General features: G+C 64.0%; 19 protein-coding genes. 14 read left to right on the top strand and 5 right to left on the bottom strand.

From position 1 onward, the window contains the following. Positions 1 to 88: 88 nt before the first annotated feature. Both zapE and FAZ21_RS09465 read left to right on the top strand, forming a co-directional pair. Positions 89 to 1,240: a cell division protein ZapE gene (gene zapE / locus FAZ21_RS09470; protein WP_136773200.1), complete on the top strand. Its 1,152-nt coding sequence runs from the start codon at positions 89 to 91 to the stop codon at positions 1,238 to 1,240. Between the two features lie 10 nt (positions 1,241 to 1,250). Then, positions 1,251 to 2,219, top strand: a complete 969-nt coding sequence (locus FAZ21_RS09465; RefSeq protein WP_211243422.1) for an NAD(P)H-quinone oxidoreductase — start codon at positions 1,251 to 1,253, stop codon at positions 2,217 to 2,219. Between the two features lie 9 nt (positions 2,220 to 2,228). Here the strand turns inward: FAZ21_RS09465 and FAZ21_RS09460 are convergent, their stop codons facing one another. The 5 genes from FAZ21_RS09460 to FAZ21_RS09440 form a co-directional block, all read right to left on the bottom strand. Then, the gene (locus tag FAZ21_RS09460) at positions 2,229 to 2,585 is read right to left on the bottom strand and encodes a 5-carboxymethyl-2-hydroxymuconate Delta-isomerase (protein WP_136773198.1); all 357 of its coding nucleotides are present in this window, start codon (positions 2,583 to 2,585) and stop codon (positions 2,229 to 2,231) included. Positions 2,586 to 2,620: 35 nt separating this feature from the next. Then, on the bottom strand, positions 2,621 to 4,231 hold the full coding sequence (locus tag FAZ21_RS09455; RefSeq protein WP_136773197.1) for a mechanosensitive ion channel family protein: 1,611 nt from the start codon (positions 4,229 to 4,231) through the stop codon (positions 2,621 to 2,623). 166 nt (positions 4,232 to 4,397) lie between these two features. Next, positions 4,398 to 5,762 carry an NAD(P)(+) transhydrogenase (Re/Si-specific) subunit beta gene (locus FAZ21_RS09450; protein ID WP_136773196.1) on the bottom strand — a complete coding sequence of 455 codons (1,365 nt, stop codon included), beginning with the start codon at positions 5,760 to 5,762 and terminating at the stop codon, positions 4,398 to 4,400. A 1-nt stretch (position 5,763) separates the two neighbouring features. After that, positions 5,764 to 6,108: a proton-translocating transhydrogenase family protein gene (locus FAZ21_RS09445; RefSeq protein ID WP_211243421.1), complete on the bottom strand. Its 345-nt coding sequence runs from the start codon at positions 6,106 to 6,108 to the stop codon at positions 5,764 to 5,766. Positions 6,109 to 6,122: 14 nt separating this feature from the next. After that, positions 6,123 to 7,235: a Re/Si-specific NAD(P)(+) transhydrogenase subunit alpha gene (locus FAZ21_RS09440; protein ID WP_136773195.1), complete on the bottom strand. Its 1,113-nt coding sequence runs from the start codon at positions 7,233 to 7,235 to the stop codon at positions 6,123 to 6,125. Between the two features lie 375 nt (positions 7,236 to 7,610). On the opposite strand from FAZ21_RS09440, the gene FAZ21_RS09435 reads away from it, so the two are divergent. The 12 genes from FAZ21_RS09435 (at position 7,611) to flgL (ending at position 19,142) form a co-directional block, all read left to right on the top strand. Then, positions 7,611 to 7,934 carry a DUF2325 domain-containing protein gene (locus FAZ21_RS09435; RefSeq protein ID WP_136773194.1) on the top strand — a complete coding sequence of 108 codons (324 nt, stop codon included), beginning with the start codon at positions 7,611 to 7,613 and terminating at the stop codon, positions 7,932 to 7,934. Positions 7,935 to 8,201: 267 nt separating this feature from the next. After that, positions 8,202 to 8,606 carry a flagellar basal body rod protein FlgB gene (flgB, locus tag FAZ21_RS09430; protein WP_136773193.1) on the top strand — a complete coding sequence of 135 codons (405 nt, stop codon included), beginning with the start codon at positions 8,202 to 8,204 and terminating at the stop codon, positions 8,604 to 8,606. 11 nt (positions 8,607 to 8,617) lie between these two features. Beyond that, entirely contained in the window at positions 8,618 to 9,028 is a 411-nt protein-coding gene (flgC, locus tag FAZ21_RS09425) for a flagellar basal body rod protein FlgC (RefSeq protein WP_136773192.1), read from the top strand. Positions 9,029 to 9,043: 15 nt separating this feature from the next. Next, a complete protein-coding gene (locus FAZ21_RS09420) occupies positions 9,044 to 9,721 on the top strand; it encodes a flagellar hook assembly protein FlgD (protein ID WP_136773191.1) in 678 nt (225 codons plus the stop codon). A 70-nt stretch (positions 9,722 to 9,791) separates the two neighbouring features. After that, on the top strand, positions 9,792 to 11,090 hold the full coding sequence (flgE, locus tag FAZ21_RS09415) for a flagellar hook protein FlgE (protein ID WP_136773190.1): 1,299 nt from the start codon (positions 9,792 to 9,794) through the stop codon (positions 11,088 to 11,090). Positions 11,091 to 11,109: 19 nt separating this feature from the next. After that, a complete protein-coding gene (flgF, locus tag FAZ21_RS09410) occupies positions 11,110 to 11,853 on the top strand; it encodes a flagellar basal-body rod protein FlgF (RefSeq protein ID WP_136773189.1) in 744 nt (247 codons plus the stop codon). Between the two features lie 30 nt (positions 11,854 to 11,883). Then, a complete protein-coding gene (gene flgG, locus FAZ21_RS09405; protein ID WP_136773188.1) occupies positions 11,884 to 12,669 on the top strand; it encodes a flagellar basal-body rod protein FlgG in 786 nt (261 codons plus the stop codon). A gap of 9 nt (positions 12,670 to 12,678) precedes the next feature. Next, positions 12,679 to 13,350: a flagellar basal body L-ring protein FlgH gene (locus FAZ21_RS09400; RefSeq protein ID WP_136773187.1), complete on the top strand. Its 672-nt coding sequence runs from the start codon at positions 12,679 to 12,681 to the stop codon at positions 13,348 to 13,350. Positions 13,351 to 13,360: 10 nt separating this feature from the next. Beyond that, positions 13,361 to 14,455 carry a flagellar basal body P-ring protein FlgI gene (locus FAZ21_RS09395; RefSeq protein WP_136773186.1) on the top strand — a complete coding sequence of 365 codons (1,095 nt, stop codon included), beginning with the start codon at positions 13,361 to 13,363 and terminating at the stop codon, positions 14,453 to 14,455. 135 nt (positions 14,456 to 14,590) lie between these two features. Further along, positions 14,591 to 15,523, top strand: coding sequence for a flagellar assembly peptidoglycan hydrolase FlgJ (flgJ, locus tag FAZ21_RS09390; protein ID WP_136773185.1), 933 nt, complete (start codon positions 14,591 to 14,593; stop codon positions 15,521 to 15,523). 33 nt (positions 15,524 to 15,556) lie between these two features. After that, positions 15,557 to 17,743: a flagellar hook-associated protein FlgK gene (flgK, locus tag FAZ21_RS09385; protein WP_136773184.1), complete on the top strand. Its 2,187-nt coding sequence runs from the start codon at positions 15,557 to 15,559 to the stop codon at positions 17,741 to 17,743. Positions 17,744 to 17,756: 13 nt separating this feature from the next. Further along, entirely contained in the window at positions 17,757 to 19,142 is a 1,386-nt protein-coding gene (flgL, locus tag FAZ21_RS09380) for a flagellar hook-associated protein FlgL (RefSeq protein ID WP_136773183.1), read from the top strand. The last annotated feature ends 70 nt before the right edge of the window (positions 19,143 to 19,212 follow it).

Here is a 19,212-nt window from a genome sequence, read left to right as displayed (position 1 = left end):
CGGGGCTTTTTTTCGTTTAGCCGGCCGGCACGCCAACCTGGCGGCCACGCTCCGGCATAATGCGCCTTTGCCCCCTGAAAACCGCCGTATGTCGCAACACGTGATCGCCCCTCCCGCCGCCGGCGTCAGCCCGCGTACCTGGTATGACGGCCTTGCCGGCAACCCCGGCTTCATCTTCGACCCCGCCCAGGCGGAGGCCATCGATCGGCTGGAGATGCTGTGGCAGGCGCTGGTGGAGTTCAAGCGCAAGCGCAATCGGCTATTCGGCAAGAGCCTGTTGCCGCAGCCGGATTTGCCGCGCGGGTTGTATTTCTGGGGTGGAGTAGGGCGTGGCAAGAGCTTCCTGATGGATGCCTTCTATGCCGGCCTGCCTTATCGGCGCAAACGTCGCCTGCACTTCCATCACTTCATGCAGGAAGTGCATGCCGAGCTGAAGAAGCAGCAGGGCAGCGACGATCCGCTGGCGCGGCTGGCCGAAAAGTGGGCGCGCGCCGTCCGGGTGCTGTGTTTCGACGAATTCCATGTGTCCGACATTGCCGACGCCATGATTTTGCGTCGCCTGCTCGAGCAGTTCTTCGCGCGCGGTGTGGTCCTGGTGGCCACCAGCAACTACGCGCCGGACAACCTTTATCCCAACGGCTTGCAGCGCGCCAATTTCCTGCCCGCGATCGAGCTGATCAAAACGCACATGGAAGTGCTGAACGTCGATGGCGGCCAGGACTACCGGATGCGCACGCTGTCGCGCGCCCGCACCTATCTGACCCCGGCGGACGCGGCCGCCGATGCCGAGCTGGATACGCTGTTTTCGGCGATCAGCACTGGCCGCGACGTGTCCGGCACGCTGACCATCGAAGGGCGACGCATCGTGGCACGCCGGCACGCCCCGGGCGTGGTCTGGTTCGACTTCGCCACCCTGTGCGGCGATGGCCGGGCCCAGGCCGATTACCTGCAACTGGCGCGCGAGTACCACACCGTGCTGTTATCGGGCATCCCGCGCCTGGGGCCGGCCAGCGCCAATGCGGCGCGCCGCTTTACCTGGCTGGTGGACGTGTTCTACGACCACCGGGTCAAGCTCATCATTTCCGCCGAGACCGACGCCGACACGCTGTATACCGAAGGCGTACAGGCCAGCGAGTTCTTCCGCACCGCCAGCCGCCTGACCGAGATGCAATCACAGGAGTACCTGGCCTTGCCGCACCAGTTCGAAACGGAGCGGCTGGCCGGCATTTCCGAAACCTGAGGACCTGCCCATGCGTGCCATCCTGCCGCCCCTGCCGGGCCAGCCATTGACCCTGGGAGAGATCGAGCGCCCGGTGCCTGGCCCCGGTCAGTTGCTGGTGCGCGTGCGCGCGGCGGGCGTGAACCGCGCCGATCTGGCGCAGGCGGCCGGTAGCTATCCGCCTCCGCGTGGCGAATCGCCGGTGCTCGGCCTGGAGATCGCCGGCGAAGTGGTCGAGGTGGGCACAGCGGTCACGCAGTTTGTCATGGGTGACCCGGTGCTGGGACTGGTGGCTGGCGGCGGTTACGCCGAATACTGCCTGCTCGATGCCAGCCTGGCGGTGGCCAAACCATCCACCCTCGGTTTCGAACAGGCGGCCAGCCTGCCGGAAGTGTGGCTGACGGCCTGGCTCAACCTGGTGGAACTGGGTGGCTTGCACGCCGGCACGCGGGTGCTGGTTCATGCCGGCGCCAGCGGAGTGGGCAGCGCGGCGATCCAGTTGGCGCACTGCCATGGTGCCTGGGTGGCAGCGACCGCCGGGGGCGATGCAAAGTGCGCGTGGTGTCGCGAACTGGGCGCTGATCTGGTCGTCGATCATCGAACCGGCGACTTTGCCGCCGAGGTCAAGGCGATGGGGGAAGTGGGGCTGATCCTGGATACGGTGGGTGGCGATTACCTGGCGCGCAATCAGGCCTGTCTGGGCATGGATGGCCGCATCGTACTGATCGGCCTGCTCCGCGGTGTTCAGGCGCAGGCCAACCTGGGCCTGCTGCTGGTGAAGCGGCAGCAATTGATCGGCAGCACCTTGCGCGCGCTGCCGGTGGCGCGCAAGGCGGAGATCGGCGCTGCGCTCTGGCCATGGCTGTTGCCGCGGCTGGGCGATGGCCAGGTCCGGCTGACGCTGGACCGGGTGTTCCCGCTGGCGGATGCCGCTGCCGCGCATGCCCATGTCGCAGCCAACCACAATCTGGGCAAGGTGGTGCTGCGCCTCGATGATTGAGCGACTGCGTCAGTTGCTGGACTTCGCGTAGCTTTCGCGCTCGATTTCGATCACTTCCGCGCAGCATTGCAGGTGCGTGCCGGCCGGAGCCTCGATCCGATCCTGCAAGACCGCCAGCAAACGCTGCCCCAGCTTGATGCGTTCCGATTCGGGCCGGCCGGCGAGCACGGCGAGCCGGGCATGGACGAAGGCGCGCTCGCCGCCGGCGGTACCGACTACGTAGGCATCGAGCACCCGGGCGCGGGACTTGATGTCGATTTCGTTGAACAGCCCGGTTGCCGCCAGGGTATGGTTCAGCGCCTGCAACAAAGGCAGCGGCGTCAGCGTGGGCAGGTTGTCGGTGTATTCGACGGTCAGGTGGGGCATGGAGGCCGATCCGGGGGAAGGAGATTGCTACCCTATCAGCTTGCGTCGCGCTGGCCCGGCTTTTTTGCTGGTGCCAGATACCAATTGGCGGGTGGCACTACCTTGGGCGAATCCGGATCGGCCTCGTAATTCGGGCTCATGATCTGGACGCCGAACTCGTTGAAGACATCCTGGAGATGCCCGTGCAGCTCATCGAGGATCTCGATCCGGCGGCGCGGTTCGTCCAGCGCGACGCGCAGGTTGTACTCCACGTAGAAGTCGGACAGCGACGTTTGCAGCACCATCGGCTCCGGGATGCTGCGGATGCCCTCGGTGCGGCGCGCGCCTTCCAGCATCATCGCCTCTACCTGGCGCCAGGGTGTGTCGTAGCCGATGGTCATCACCACCGAGACGATGACCCCACCGCCGCCGGCCAGCCGACTGAAGTTCTTGACGTTCTGGCTGACCAGCACCGAGTTGGGAATGGCCACTTCCTCGCGCAGATTGGTGTGGATCTTGGTGGCGAACAATCCGATCTCGGCGACCGTCCCTTCGTGCTCGCCGATCTGCACATACTCGCCCAGCTTCAGCGAGCGGCTGTAGATCAGGATCAGGCCGCTGGCGAACTGGCTGACCACGCTGGAAGCACCTAGTGAAACCATCAGGCCGACCATCACCGACAGGCCCTTGAAGGCGTCGGTATTGGCGCCGGGCAGGTAGGGGTAGATCATCGCCAGCGCAATGAGCCAGATCAGGCAGATCAGCAGGCGCCGGCTGGTGGAGGCGGTGTCGGCATCCAGCAGATCCCAGCGCAGACTGCCGGTTTCCACCCGCTGGAACAGTGCATTGACCACCCGGGTCACCCAGCGGGTGATGAAGATGATGAATACGGCGATGGCCAGCCCCGGCAGCGCATCCAGTACCGCCGAAATCGCATCGCCCAGAAACCCCAGCACATAGTGATCCAGTTGTTCCGCCCAGATACGGGTGTGCGGGAACTGGGCGAGCACGATGGACAGCCAGCTATAGCCGAGCACCAGCACCATCGGCCACACCACCATCAGTCCCAGATAGTGCACCAGGCGCCGCGCGGTGCCCGGCGTGACGGTGAGGATGCCCGCCGGGGCGCGCCGGGCCGTCATCATCACCAGTTGGGTGGCGCGCCGGTTGGACCAGCGGCCCACGCGCATCAGCACCCCGCCCACCAGCAGCGTCAGCAGGGTGGCGAGCGCCACCTTGCCGAAAGCCCAGGCGTACTGGGCAGGCGTGCGGAACGACTGGCTGTCCGCGATGATTTCGGTCAGGCCACTCTGGGCCTGTTGCACCGTACCTTCCAGGGTGTCTCCCCCCAGCACGTCGACATCGCCGTGCATGATCGAGAACAGCGGTATCCCGTCATACGAGATGACCGCGCCCGATGGGCCCGTCACCGCGTCCACCAGCCGGGGCTGGGCGTTTCCCAGCAGGCGCTGGATGTGCTTTTCCGTGGCGACGGCGCGTTGCTGCGGGGTATAGCCCAGCAGCGGTACGCGGAAGGTGACGATGTCGCGATTGAGGAGACGCACCGTGGCGGGAGCGTCGGCTATCGGGGTGGGCGTGGGATCGGTGGCGAGTGCAAGGCCGGAGATGCAGATCAGGAGCAGCAGGGCGAGATAGGCGCGGATCATGGCGTTCGCTGACGGACGGATGCCTTAGCTTTGGCGGCTCCGCTGGCGAAAGTCAACCGCGCGATGGCGTTACGATCAAAAACGCCGCCCGGGTAGGGCGGCGTCGTTGTGGCCTGTCCGGATCACTGCTTGCCGGATCGGACAGGCCGGCATGCCACGACCCGGATCAGATCGCGTGTAGCATTTCTTCGACCACCTTCTTGGCGTCGCCAAACACCATCATGGTCTTGTCCATGTAGAACAGATCGTTGTCCAGGCCGGCATAGCCCACGCTCATCGAACGCTTGACCACCAGCACCGTGCGCGCCTTGTAGGCATCCAGGATCGGCATGCCGTAGATCGGGCTGGTGGTATCGCTCTTGGCGGCGGGATTCACCACGTCGTTGGCGCCGATCACCAGTACCACGTCGGTGGTGGGGAACTCGCTGTTGATTTCTTCCATTTCCAGCACCTTGTCGTAAGGCACTTCGGCTTCGGCCAGCAGCACGTTCATGTGGCCCGGCATCCGGCCGGCCACCGGGTGGATGGCATAGCGGACCTTCACGCCATGCTCTTCCAGCATCGTGGTCAGTTCCTGCAGGGCATGCTGGGCGCGCGATACGGCCAGGCCATAGCCGGGAACGATCACCACGCTTTCGGCGTTGGACATCAGGAAGGCGGCGTCCTCGGGGCTGCCGGACTTGTAGTTCCGCGCAGCGCCGTCACCGGATGCGGCGGTGCCTTCGGCGGCGCCAAAGCCACCCAGCAGCACCGAAACCAGCGAGCGGTTCATCGCACGGCACATGATGTAGCTGAGGATGGCGCCGCTGGAGCCCACGCAGGCACCGGCGATGATCAGCACCGAGTTGTCCAGCGTGAAGCCGATGCCGGCCGCGGCCCAGCCCGAGTACGAGTTCAGCATCGACACCACCACCGGCATGTCGGCGCCGCCGATGGGCACGATCACCATCACGCCCAGCAACAGGGCCAGGACCAGCATCATCAGGAAGGCGCTATGGCTGTCCGTGACGAAGTAGGCGACACCGAAGCCCACCATGGCGAGGAACACCACCAGGTTGAACACGTGCTGGCCGGCAAAGCGCACCGGCTTGGACGCGAAGCGGCCCGACAGCTTGCCCCAGGCGACGATGGACGCGGTAAAGGTGATCGCGCCGATGAAGGCACCGAGGAACAGTTCGATCTTCTGCACCTGGGTGTGGCTCTGGCCAGTGTGGTAAATCGCGGCGACCGCGATCAGCACGGCAGCCAGACCGACCAGCGAGTGCATGGCGGCGACCAGTTCGGGCATTGCGGTCATGGCGACGGTCTTGGCTTTCCAGGCGCCGACCAGGGCACCCGCGACCACGGCGATGGCGATCAGCCACAGCACCGGGCCCTGTGCCACGAACAGCGTGGTGACGCCGGCCAGGCCCATGCCGATCATGCCGTAGACATTGCCGCGCCGGGCGGATACCGGCGACGACAGGCCGCGCAGCGAGAGGATGAACAGGATGGCCGAAATCACATAGGAGATCGCGTAGAGGTTCTGCATCTCAGCGCTCCTTCTTCTTGAACATTTCCAGCATCCGGCGCGTGACCAGGAAGCCGCCGAAGATGTTGATGCTGGCAATGAAGACTGCGATGGCGCCGAGCACGCTGGTCAGCGTGATGACTTCACCCTGGATATCGACCACCTGCAACATGGCGCCGACCACGATGATGCCGGAAATGGCGTTGGTCACGGCCATCAGCGGGGTGTGCAATGCCGGCGTGACGTTCCACACCACGTGGTAGCCGACGAAGATGGCTAGGACGAAAACGGTCAGGCTGGCGACGACAGGATCGACGCCACCGGCCTGCGCAATGGCGGAGGCCGCCTGGGCAATCGGTTCGTTCATGATTGGTTCCCGGATCAGAGATTCTTCAATTCGCCCTGGTGGGCGATGCAGGTGGCTTCGACGATGTCGTCCTCGAAGTTGAGCGCGAGCCTGGCTTCCTTGTCGAACAGCAGCGTGCCGAAGGTCAGCACGTTGCGCGCGAACATTGCGGAAGCGTCGGCGGCCAGTTCCGAAGGCAGGTTGCCGGAGCCCAGCACGGTGACGCCGTTGGGGGTGTTCACCACCTGATCCAGCCGCGACAGCGGGCAGTTGCCGCCGCTTTCCACCGCTAGGTCGACGATCACGCTGCCGTGCTTCATGGTTTCGACGGTTTCTGGCGTGAGCAGCACCGGTGCCGGCTTGCCGGGAATCTGCGCGGTGGTGATCACGATGTCGGCTTCGCGCGCACGTTCGGCGATCAATGCCGCCTGGCGAGCCTTGTAGTCCGCCGACATTTCGCGGGCGTAGCCGCCGCTGGTCTCGGCCGATTGCTCGTCGTCAGCGGGGACCTCGACAAAGCGGGCGCCCAGCGATTCCACCTGTTCGCGCGCGACGGGGCGCACGTCGAAGGCTTCGACCACGGCACCCAGACGCTTGGCGGTGGCGATGGCCTGCAGGCCGGCCACGCCGGTGCCCAGGATCAGCACGCGCGCGGGCTTCACGGTGCCGGCTGCGGTCATCATCATCGGCATGAAACGTGGGTAGTACTGGCAGGCTTTGAGCACGGCGCGATAGCCCGCCACGTTGGCTTGCGACGACAGCACGTCCATCGACTGCGCGCGCGAGGTACGCGGCATGCGCTCCAGCGCGAAGGCGGTCAGGCGCTTGTCCGCCAGCCAGCGCTTGTGCGGATAGCGTTGCGCATCGAACAGGGCGATGATGGCCGCCCCATCCGGAATGTTGGCCAGATCGGCCTCGCTGGGCGCGCGGACTCTCAGTACCAGTTCGGCACCGGCATAGACACCGCCATCGCTGGCGATGGTTGCGCCTGCCGCGATATAGGCCTCGTCGGGAATGGCGGCTCCCCGGCCCGCGCCGGCGGCGACCCGGACCGTGTGGCCCTGTGCCACGTATTTCTTCACCGTCTCCGGTGTCGCCGCCACCCGGAACTCGCCCGGATGCGTTTCGGCGGCAATCGCGATCAACATTGGTTTAATCCTCCCTGCATTGATGGTGGCGCCAGCCTCTGGAGGAGGGTGGCATCGGACATCTGCTCTGCCTGCCGGCTGCCTACAGCCAGCCTGTTGTGATCCGACCGCCAATTAGGCGTGTTCCAGCTTGCGCGCGGTTTGACCGGAAGCAAGCGGGGGCGCCTTCCTTGAAAGTGGACACATTTATCCTGTCGATTTTAAATACATCAGCATTAAATGAAACAACTGTTTAACACACAACTGCGAACACCAGGTTGTCGTGCGCCTTTCATCGGATTGGCACTTGCCAAAACTTCTTCTATAAATGAGAATTAGTCTCATTTGAAAAGGCCGCGCAATCCGTGCGGTTATTCCATGACAAGGAACTCCGGAATGAACGCATACCTGGTTGGCGCCGACGTGCTGGGAAACATCCCTGACCTGCTCACCCAATATGGCATCTCGATCTACAAACATGTATCGGGGCGTCACGCCGCCCATCAGCGCAAGCCGGCCAGCCTCAAGGGGGTGGACCTCATCATCCTGTTCACCGATTTCCTTGGCCATAACGTGATGCGGCACTACCGGGAGCTGGCAAACGAAGAGAACATCCGCTTCGTCGCCTGCCGCCGTTCGGTCTGTTCCCTTTCGCAATCATTGGACAAGGTTTGTCCGCGCGATGGTTGCGCGGCCTGCCCTCGCAAAAACGGGCGTTGATCCACGGCGCCGGGCACGCAGCCCGGCCCGGCCGCCCAAGCGAGGCGGGCGCCGCGCATGACGGCGGCAGAAGGCTCCTGATCGTTCCCCATCCTGTTCCGCCCCTCGGCCGCCTTGTGCGGCCGATGCCGTTCCTGGCCGGCAATCCTTGCCGCCTTCCGCGTCGGTGCCGCCGCACTTCACCCGCCAAACCCGCAATTCTGGCCGATTGAGCCTGTGGCACGCTTTCTGCTTACCCGATGGGCAGACTCAACGGGAAAGCCCATCATGCTCGGTCGTATCGACGCTTATTTTCACCCGCAGGAAACCGCGCTCAAGCTGAGAAGCCAGCGCCAGGAAGTACTGGCCGCGAACATCGCCAATGGCGATACCCCGCAGTACAAGGCGCGCGACTTCGATTTCAAGGCCGCCTTTGTCGCCGCCACGGCCAAGCACACCGGCGGTGCGCTGGCCACGACCGATGCGCGCCACCTGCAACCGAAGAATACGGTCGATCCGCTGTCCCCTGAGTTGCTGTACCGCAACCCCTATCAGGCCTCCATCGACGGCAATACCGTCGAGATGGATACCGAAATGCGCGAGTTCTCCGATAACGCCGTGCGTTATCAGGCCGCGATCACGTTCATGCAGCGCCGCGTCGAAGGGCTGCGTGGCGCGATGCAGACCCAATAAGGAGCCGGGCGATGTCACTGTTCCGAACTTTCGATGTGGCTTCCTCGGCGATGCGTGCGCAGTCGATGCGCCTCAATACCGTGGCCAGCAACCTGGCCAATGCCGAATCGGTCACCAGTTCCAACGGCCAGCCGTATCGCGCCAAGCAGGTGGTGTTCGAAGCCGCTTCGCTGGGCAACGGTTCCCGTCTGCCGGGCGTGCGCGTGGCCGCGGTGGTCGAGGATCAGGCGCCGCCCAAGCTGGTGTACGACCCGAAGAACCCGCTGGCCGATGCCAATGGCTATATCGCCATGCCCAATGTGAACGTGGTCGAAGAAATGACCAACATGCTTTCCGCGTCGCGCGCCTACCAGACCAACGCCGACGTGATGAACACCGCCAAAACACTGATGCTGCGCACCTTGCAGCTCGGCCAGTCCTGATAGGAGCGAATCACCATGGCAACCACCAACTCCGTAGGCAATACCGCTTTCGATTACTCGGCACTGAACAAGAAGGCCGAGACCAATACCAGCGCCATGGCCGGGCAGCAGGAAACCTTCCTCAAGCTGCTGGTCAAGCAGTTGCAGAGCCAGGATCCGATGAACCCGATGGACAACGCGCAGATGACCAGCCAGATCGCGCAGATCAATACCGTCACGGGCATCGAAAAACTGAACGTCGCCATGACCAACCTGCTGGGTGCCTACGGCGCCTCGCAGAGCATCCAGGCCGCGGCACTGGTCGGCAAGCAGGTGATGGCGCCGCAAAGCGAGTTCGACTTCGATCCGGCCAAGAAGCTGGAGGCCGGCATCACCGTGCCCGAGGACGTCTCGCAGATGGCACTGGTCATCCTGGACAAGGACGGCAAGGTGGTCGACCAGATGTCGGGCACCGTCAAGCCGGGCGAATTCCTGCCCTTCGAATGGGACGGCACCCTGGCCGACGGCACCAAGGCCGAGGCGGGCAAGTACTACATCGTGGCCAAGGGCCTCAATAGCGCGGGCGACGAAGTCAAGCTGGCAGTCAATGGCTGGCAGCAGGTAAAGAGCGTGGAATTCGGCAAGAGCGGTGTCCAGGTCAACCTGGCCAGCGGCGAAAAGGTCGGCTTCGACACCATTCAGCAAGTGATGTAACGGTTCGCGATCATCGCGATGGCTGGGCGCGGCGGTTGCCGCACCGGCAAGATTTGCCAGGAGAAACAAAATGGGTTTCCAACAGGGGCTGAGCGGGCTCAACGCTTCGTCGAAGAATCTCGACGTGATCGGCAACAACATTGCCAATGCCAACACCGTGGGTTTCAAGGGATCGCGCGCCGAATTCGCCGATGTCTTCGCCTCCACCTTTGCCTCTTCCAGCAACATCGCGGGTATCGGCGTGCGGGTGAAGGGCATTGCCCAGCAGTTCGGCCAGGGCAACACCACGACCACCAGCAACCCGCTGGACATCGCCATCACCGGTAATGGCTTCTTCCGCCTGCAAGGCTCGGGCGGCACGATCAGCTACAGCCGCAACGGCCAGTTCCAGCTCGACAACGAGGGCTATATCGTCAATGACGGCCAGAACCTGACCGGCTGGATGGCCGACCCGGTGACCGGCGCCATGATCAAGGGCGGCCAGCCGGTGCCACTGCAAGTGACCGTCAGCAATGTCGGCGCACGCGCCACCGGCGCATCGGGCCTGCCCAATTCGGGCGTACAGCTTGCCGCCAACCTGGATGCCTCCAAGCCCATCATCGACCGCACCGCGCCGCCCACCGGCGTCGGCCCGCTGAGCATCTCGGATCCGACCACCTATACCCACTCCACCTCGGCCACCGTGTACGACGCCCAGGGCGTATCGCACACGGTGCAATACTTCTTCACCAAGATCGACGTGAACAAGTGGGAAGTGCAGACCTCGTTCGACGGCGCAAACCCTGTGCCCGCCAGCCCGACCGCGGCGCCGGGTACCCAGGGCTATTTATACTTCGACGGCAACGGGCGCCTGGACGGCACGCCGGCCGACAGCGTGGGCGCCTTTACCTTCTCCACCACGCTGGTGGCACCGAACGGCGCGACCAGCCCGTTCACCTTCAACGTGAACTTCGCCAATTCCACGCAGTTCGGCAGCGACTTCGGCGTGAACACCCTGCACCAGGATGGCTACGCCGACGGCGTGTTGACCGGGATGTCGATTGCCAAGGACGGCACCATCGTCGCCCAGTTCTCCAACAACCAGACCAAGGCCGTCGGCCAGATCGTGCTGGCCAACTTTGCCAACGTCCAGGGGCTGGCGCCGCTGGGCGACAACCGCTGGGCAGAGACGTTCGAATCCGGCCAGCCCCGTGTGGGCGACCCTGGCACCACCGACCTGGGCCGCCTGCAATCGGCCGCGCTGGAGGATGCCAACGTCGATCTGACCGCCGAGCTGGTGAACCTGATCGTCGCGCAGCGCAGCTATCAGGCCAACACGCAGACCATCAAGGCGCAGGACACCATCCTGCAGACCATCGTCAACCTGTAACGAACGGCCGGCCTAGACCATGGATCGTCTGATCTACACCGCGATGACGGGCGCCAAGAACAGCGCCTACCGCCAGGAAGCCATTGCGCACAACCTGGCCAATGTCGGCACGCCTGGCTTTCGCGCGCAGCTCGAAAGCTTTCGCGCGGTGCCGGTGATCGGCGGCGGCGGTACCTTGCCGACCCGCGCCTTCGTGGTAGAGCAGACGACTGGTTCCGATTTCGCCGCTGGCACGCTCCAGCAAACGGGACGCGAGCTGGACGTGGCCGTCAATGGCAGTGGCTGGTTCGCGGTGCAAACCGACACTGGCGAGGCCTACACGCGCAACGGCGGCTTCGAGATCGATGCCAACGGCCTGCTGAAAACCCGCAATGGCCTGACGGTGCTGGGCGAGAACGGCCCGATCACCGTGCCGGAAAACACCATCGTCACCTTCGGTACCGATGGCACCATCAGCGGCGCCGACCGCAATAATCCGGCGCAGGTCAACGAACTGGGGCGGCTGAAGCTGGTGAACCCCAATCTGGCGACGCTCGATCGCGGCAACGATGGCCTGTTCCGCCAGCGTGACGGCACCCCGGCGCCGGCCGATGGCGCGGTCACCGTCTCCGGTGGCTTCATGGAAACCAGCAACGTCAACGCCGTCGATTCGCTGGTCGGCATGATCGCCGCGCAGCGCCATTACGACATGCAGGTCAAGCTGATCCAGACCGCCGATACCAACGCGCGCTCCGCCGCACAACTGATCACGATGACGGGCTGACCGTCGCTCCAGGGATAAGGAAACACCGCCATGATGCGCTCGCTGTGGATCGCCAAGACGGGCATGGACGCCCAGCAGATGAACGTGGACGTCATCTCGAACAACCTGGCCAATGTCAGCACCAACGGTTACAAGCGGCAACGGCTGATCTTCGAGGATCTGCTGTACCAGAACATGCGCCAGCCGGGCGCCTCCACCAGTCAGCAGACCCAGTTGCCCACCGGGCTGGCGCTGGGCACCGGCGTCAAGCCGGTGGCGACCGCGCGCGTCTTCCTGCAGGGCAACCTGCAATTGACCGATGGCCCGCTGGACATGGCCATCAACGGCGAAGGCTTCTTCCAGATTTCCCTGCCGGACGGGACGACCGCCTATACCCGCGATGGCGGCTTCCAGGTGGATAGCCAGGGCAACGTCGTCACCATGAGCGGCTACCAGATCCAGCCGGCGTTGCAGGTGCCGCAGGGGACGACCAAGCTGAGCATCGGCAAGGATGGCACGGTGACGGCCATCATCAACAACGACTCGGCCGCGCCGGTGCAACTGGGCAATATCCAGCTCGCCACCTTCATCAACCCGCCGGGTCTGCAATCGATCGGCGAGAACCTGTTCCTGGAAACCGCTGCCTCCGGCGCGCCGGTGGTGGGTCAGCCGGGCACCAATGGCCTGGGCGCCATCAACCAGAATTATGTGGAAACCTCGAACGTCAACGTGACCGAGGAACTGGTCAACATGATCCAGGCGCAACGCGCCTACGAAATCAACTCGCGCGCGGTACGCACCTCGGATGAAATGCTGCAACGGCTGACTCAGCTGTAACATGGCGCCATGAAAAGATTCGTCCTCCTCCTCGCTGCGCTGCTGCTGACCGCTTGCGCGCTCGAACCGCGCAGCATCGTCACGCAGCCCACCACCGCGCGCCCGACCGAGCCGCTACTGCCCAGCCAGAACCAGGGGGCCATCTTCCAGGCCGCCAACTCGCGCATGCTGTTCGAAGAGCGGGTGGCGCGGCATATCGGCGACCTGCTGACCATCGCGGTGCAGGAAAACCTGTCCGCGACCAACAAGTCGGACAGCAGCGCCACGCGCACCGGCAACCTGGATTACTCCGTGACCGGCAACCTGCCGATGGTGCCGGGCAGCATCGAGAAATTCATCAGCAGCCCGGGTGTGACGGCCGACGGTTCCAATACCTTCGCCGGCAAGGGCGCCACCACCAATTCCAATACCTTCACCGGCACCATCGCCGTCACCGTGGTCGAGGTCATGCCCAACGGCAACCTGGTGGTTGGTGGCGATCGCCAGATCGCGGTGAACGGGCAGGTCAACACGCTGCGTTTCACCGGCGTGGTGAACCCCATGGATATCCAGGCGGGGAATACGATTTCCTCGACCAAGGTGGCCGATGCCCGTATCGAGCAGGTCGGCAAGGGGTACGTGGCCGATGCCCAGACCATGGGCTGGTTGCAGCGATTCTTCCTGAACGTCCTGCCGTTCTGAGGGGGTAGACATGTTGCGGATGATCGTCGTGCTGTGCGCCACCTGCCTGACCATGATGGCGGCCCATGCCGAGAAGGTGCGCGACCTGGCCAGCTTTGCCGGCGTGCGGGCCAACCAACTGGTCGGTTATGGCCTGGTGGTCGGCCTGGATGGCAGCGGCGACCAGACCACGCAGACCCCCTTCACCGTGCAGTCGGTCATCAACATGCTGGGCAACCTGGGTATCCAGGTACCCAGTGGCGGCAACCTGCAATTGAAGAATGTCGCGGCCGTCACCGTCACCACCTCGCTGCCGGCCTTTGCCCGCCCGGGCCAGCCGCTGGACGTGACGGTGTCGTCCATCGGCAATGCCAAAAGCCTGCGTGGCGGTACGTTGATCCTCACGCCGCTCAAAGGCGCGGATGGCCAGATCTACGCCATGGCGCAGGGCAACCTGATCGTGGCCGGTGCCGGCGCGCAGGCGGCCGGGTCCAGCACGCAGATCAACCAGTTGGCCACGGGGCGCGTGCCGGCTGGTGCCACGGTGGAACGTGTGGTGCCCAACGCGCTGGGGCAGGGCGAGTTCGTGCAGCTCGAACTGCTGGAAACCGACTTCACCACCGCCAGCCGCATGGTCAATGCCATCAATGGCTCGCTGGGGCCGGTGGCCGCCGCGCTTGATGGCCGGGTGATCCAGGTGCGCGCGCCCATGGACAACAACCAGCGCGTGGCTTTCCTGTCGCGGCTGGAGAATGTGGAAGTCGGCACGCCCGAAGCTGCGCCCAAGGTGATCATCAACGCGCGGACCGGCTCGGTGGTGATGAACCAGTCGGTCACGGTGGACCCGTGTGCCATTTCGCACGGCAACCTCACCGTCACCATCAATGCCACCAATACCGTGTCCCAGCCCAACCCGCTGGCGGCGGGCCGGACGACCACCACGCAAAATGCCGATATCCAGATCGAAGCGGATTCCGGTGGCGTGGTGCGGCTGCCCAAGGCGGCCAACCTGCGCGATGTGGTGCGCGCGCTCAATGCCGTGGGCGCCACGCCGCAGGACCTGCTGGCGATCCTGCAGGCAATGAAGGCAGCGGGCAGCTTGCGTGCCCAGCTCGAAGTGATCTGATCCGCGCATTCCCAGCGTGACACAGGGCGCCCCGGCCGGGCGCCCTGTGTGTTTTGGGTCGTGCCTGGGTGTTCGGATTTTTCCTGGCACGGCAATTGCTGGAATAGGGGCGAGAACCCAGCCGAGTGCCAGATCATGTTGACCCCAAAGGCTAGCCAACCCATCCGAGATTTCGCCGCCGACGTACGCAGCGCGGATGGGATGCGCCTCCTCAACAAGCAGGACCCGAAAGCCGCCAGCCGCGAAGTGGCGCGGCAGTTCGAGGCACTGCTGGTCCAGCAGATGATGAAGTCGATGCGTGAAGCCACGCCGCAGTACGACGAATTCAACAACTCCGCGACCGATATGTTCCGCGGCATGTACGACCAACAGCTCTCGCAGACCTGGACTCGCGCCGGGGGAACGGGCCTGGCCGATTCGATCGTGCGCCAGATCGAGATCCAGACCAACCCGGCGTTGCTCAACCAGGCCTACGGCAAGAAAGCCGATCCCTTTGTCATGCCATTCCAGACCCAGGTCCAGGCACAGGTCCAGGCCTCGCTGGCGGCGGCGAAATCTGCCGCCGAAGCCCGCGCCGGGTCGGCAAAAAATGCCGGTGGGGCCTCTGGTTTTCTGGATCGGATCGGCGCAGCCGCCGATACCGCGGCCGGCGTGCTGGGAGTTTCCCCGGCTTTGCTGGTGGCACACGCGGCACTGGAAACCGGCTGGGGCAAGAAGCCCATCACCGACGCGGCGGGCCAGGACAGCCACAACCTGTTCGGCATCAAGGCCACGCCGGACTGGAAGGGCAGGACGGTGGACATCACCACCACCGAATACGTGGGGGGCGTGCCGCAGAAGCGGGTGGAAACCTTCCGCGCCTACGACAGCTACACCGAGGCGTTTGCCGATTACGCGGGCCTGATCCAGCGTCGTTACAAATCCGCCATGTCGCAGGGCGACAACGCCTCGGCCTATGGCGCCGCATTGCAGGCCGGTGGCTATGCCACCGATCCGAACTACGCCAACAAACTGGCCCGGGTTGCCAATGTGGTGGCGCGGTTCCAAGACACCTCAAGAATCGGCTGAAGCGGCCGATGGCTTTGAACTGGGAGTAACAGCATGGCATCCAGCGTATTCAATATCGGCGTTTCCGGTCTCAACGCGGCCAATCTCGGCCTGGTGACGACGGGTCACAACATCGCCAACACCAACACGCCGGGGTTTTCGCGCCAGTACCTGAAGCAGAGCGCCCCGTACCCCCAACTGACCGGTAGCGGCTTCACCGGCCTGGGCGTGAAGGTGGACAGCATCCAGCGGGTGTACGACCAGTTCCTGACTCGCCAGGTGCAGACTGCGCAGAGTGCCGCCAGCTATCTCCAGACCTATCTGTCGCACCTCGAGGATATCGACAACATCGTGGCCGATCCGACCACGGGCGTCTCGCCGGCGCTCCAGAACTTCTTCGCCGCGGTACAGAACGTCGCCACCAAGCCGGCGGATACGGCCGCGCGCTCGGCGCTGCTGGCTTCAGCGCAGTCGCTGGTCACCCGCTTCCAGACCGTCGATAACCAGTTGAACGAGAGCTACACCAACCTCAACGGCGAACTGAACAACACGGTGGCCAGCATCAACGCACTGGGCAAGCAGATCGCGATGCTGAACAAGGAAATCTCGGTGCAATCCTCATCGGGCCAGCCGCCCAATGACCTGCTCGACCAGCGCGACCAGATGCTCAAGGAGCTGAACAGCTACGTCAAAGCCACCACGGTGATGCAAACCGACGGCACGATGAACGTGTTCATCGGCAGTGGCCAGAACCTGGTGGTGGGCGGCAACAGCTTCGAGCTGGCCACCGAGCCGTCGCAGGCCGATCCGTCGCGGCTGGCGGTGGTTTATCGGCAACAGGGCAACACCATCTACCTGCCGGAATCGCAACTGGTCGGCGGGGCATTGCAGGGCCTGTTGCAGTTCCGCTCGCAATCGCTCGACCTGGCCAAGAGCAATCTGGCGCAGGTGGCGCTCGGCTTTGCCCAGACCTTCAATGCGCAGCACCGCGCCGGCCAGGACCTGAACGGCAATATCGGCGGCAACATGTTCGATTTTCCGCGCTCCAATAGCGTCACCGCCAATCTGGGCGGGGCGAGCGTCAGCGTGACCTCGCCGCTGAACGGGATTCCGCTGTCCGATTATTCGCTGGCCTATGACGGTACCAACTACACCCTGCGGCGCCTGACCGACAACCAGACCGCGACGATCACGCCGGCACAGATGGCCGCAGGCTATACCGCGCTGGGCACCACGCTGCAACTGACCGGCGCGCCACCCGCGGCTCCGGCTTCCACCACGTGGTCGTTCCCGCCGGCGCTGGGTGACATCGACAGCAATACGCTCAACACCGGCAATGCCCAGATCGGCGGCTACATCAACGATGTGACCAAGCTGACCACCAGCAACTACGAACTGGGCTACGACGGCACCAACTATTTCCTCACCCGCAAGTCGGATGGCACCAAGACCGTGTTCACGGCGGCCGAGATGGCTGCGGGCATCGATCAGGATGGCCTGACCCTGCGGATCGACAGCGGCACGATGAATGCGGGCGACCGTTTCACCATCAAGCCGCTGGACGGTCTGGTGCGAGGCATGTCGGTCACGATGACCGACCCGCGTCTGGTTGCCGCCGCCGCGCCGGTCATCGCCACGCCGGATAGCCAGAACACCGGCAAGCTGACCATCACCCAGCCGACCGTGAACCCGCCGCCCACCGACACGACGGCTGGTGCGCTGAACCCGGCATTGAAGAACCCGGTCACCATCCAGTTCACCTCGGCGACCACCTACACCATCACCGATACGGTCACCGGCGTGACCAGCGCGCCTCAAACCTACACGGCGGGTGCCGATATCACCTTCAATGGCTGGACGATGAAGATGGATGGCGTGGCCGCGGTGGGCGACAAGATATCGATCGCTCCCAATGTCGCGGGCAGCGCCGACGGCCGGAACGCGTTGGCATTGGCTGCATTGCAGACCACGCGTACGCTGAATGGTGGAACTTCCACCTACCAGGAAGCCTACGGGCAGATGGTGGCCACCATCGGTATCCAGACCAACGAGGCCAGCGTCATGTCCAAAGCGCAGGACACCATCCTGGCGCAGGCGGAAACGGCCCGCGATTCCGTTTCCGGCGTGAATATCGACGAAGAGGCCGCCAACCTGCTGCGTTATCAGCAGGCCTATGTCGCGGCGAGCAAAGTGATCCAGATCGCGAAAGAAACGTTCGATCAGATCGCCAACATCGCATAAGGAGCAAGCAGCCATGCGCGTCGCAACGAACACTATCTACAACTCGGGCTCCCAGGGCATTTCCCGGCTCATGGCGCAGCAGTCCCGCTTGCAGAACCAGCTCGCGACCGGGCGCCGGGTGCTGTCGCCGTCGGACGACCCGATCGCGTCGTCGCGCGCATTGCAGATTACCCAGGCGCAGTCGATCAATACCCAGTATTCGACCAACAGCGACAGCGCCGATACATCGCTGGCGATGACCGAAAAAACCTTGAACCAGCTCGTCACGCTGATCCAGAACGTGCAGCAGCTGGCGATCGCCGCCGGCAACCCGACGCAGACCGCCGACCAGAAGAAGATGCTGGATTCCGAGTTGCAGGGTCGCTACCAGGAACTGCTGGCCCTGGCGAACGCCACCGACGGCAACGGCGAGTACCTGTTCTCGGGGTTTCGCGGCGACACCAAGCCGTTCACCGAGGCGGGCTTCGGCAATGTGACCTACAACGGCGACGACGGTCAGCGTGGCATCCAGATTTCGGCGTCGCGCACCATTCCGGTATCGGAGGCGGGCAGCAAGCTGTTCCAGCGCGTACCGACCGGCAATGGTTCGTTCACCTCGGCGGCCAACATGGCCAACACTGGCACCGGCATCATTTCCACCGGCGAAGTGCTCGACCCGAGCAAGTGGGCCAACGCGGCCAACGTGCAGGATTTCCGCATCGAGTTCAACTCGATTCCCGATCCGCAGAACCCCACCGGCGATCCGATCACCAACTACGACATCATCGACAGCCGCGCCACGTTGCCCGATGGGAGCACCAACCCCAACTACAACATGTCGATGATCGATGGCTACGACTACAACGGCGGTGCGCGCCCGAGCGTGGCCGGCGTGAACAGTTACCCGCGTACCTACAAGACCGGGGCCGATATCGAGTTCAAGCAGTTGGCGGGCGAAGCCACGCCGCTGGTGGCCAACTGGGATTTCGGCGTGAAGGTCAGCGTCAGTGGCGCGCCCAAGACTGGTGACACCTTCACCCTCGCGGCCAGCAAGAACACCAATCTCTTCGGTGTGCTGGCGGATTTTTCGTCGGCGTTGAATAGCTACAACACCGCGGGGGACGGCAAGGGCCAGGCGGATTTCCAGAACCAGCTCAATAGCGTCATCAAGAATCTGTCCAATTCGCTCGATACGGTACTGGCCACGCAGGCCAGCATCGGCGCGCGCATGCTGGAAACCGATTCGGTCCGCAGCACCAACGAGGACATCAATCTCCAGTACACGGCCACCTTGTCCAAGTTGCAGGATCTGGACTGGCCCAAGGCACTCAGTGATTTTGCGCAGAACCAGATGCTGCTCGACGCCGCGCGTGGCAGCTTCTCCAAGGTGCAGAACCTGAGCCTGTTCCAGTACATCTGATCCGTTTCGTTCAAGCAGAAAAAACCCGGCGAAAGCCGGGTTTTTTCTGCTCGGGCCGATCCTAGGGCGT

Source organism: Chitiniphilus eburneus, from assembly GCF_005048205.1.
Taxonomy (GTDB): domain Bacteria; phylum Pseudomonadota; class Gammaproteobacteria; order Burkholderiales; family Chitinibacteraceae; genus Chitiniphilus; species Chitiniphilus eburneus.
This window is presented reverse-complemented; position numbering and strand designations above follow the sequence as displayed.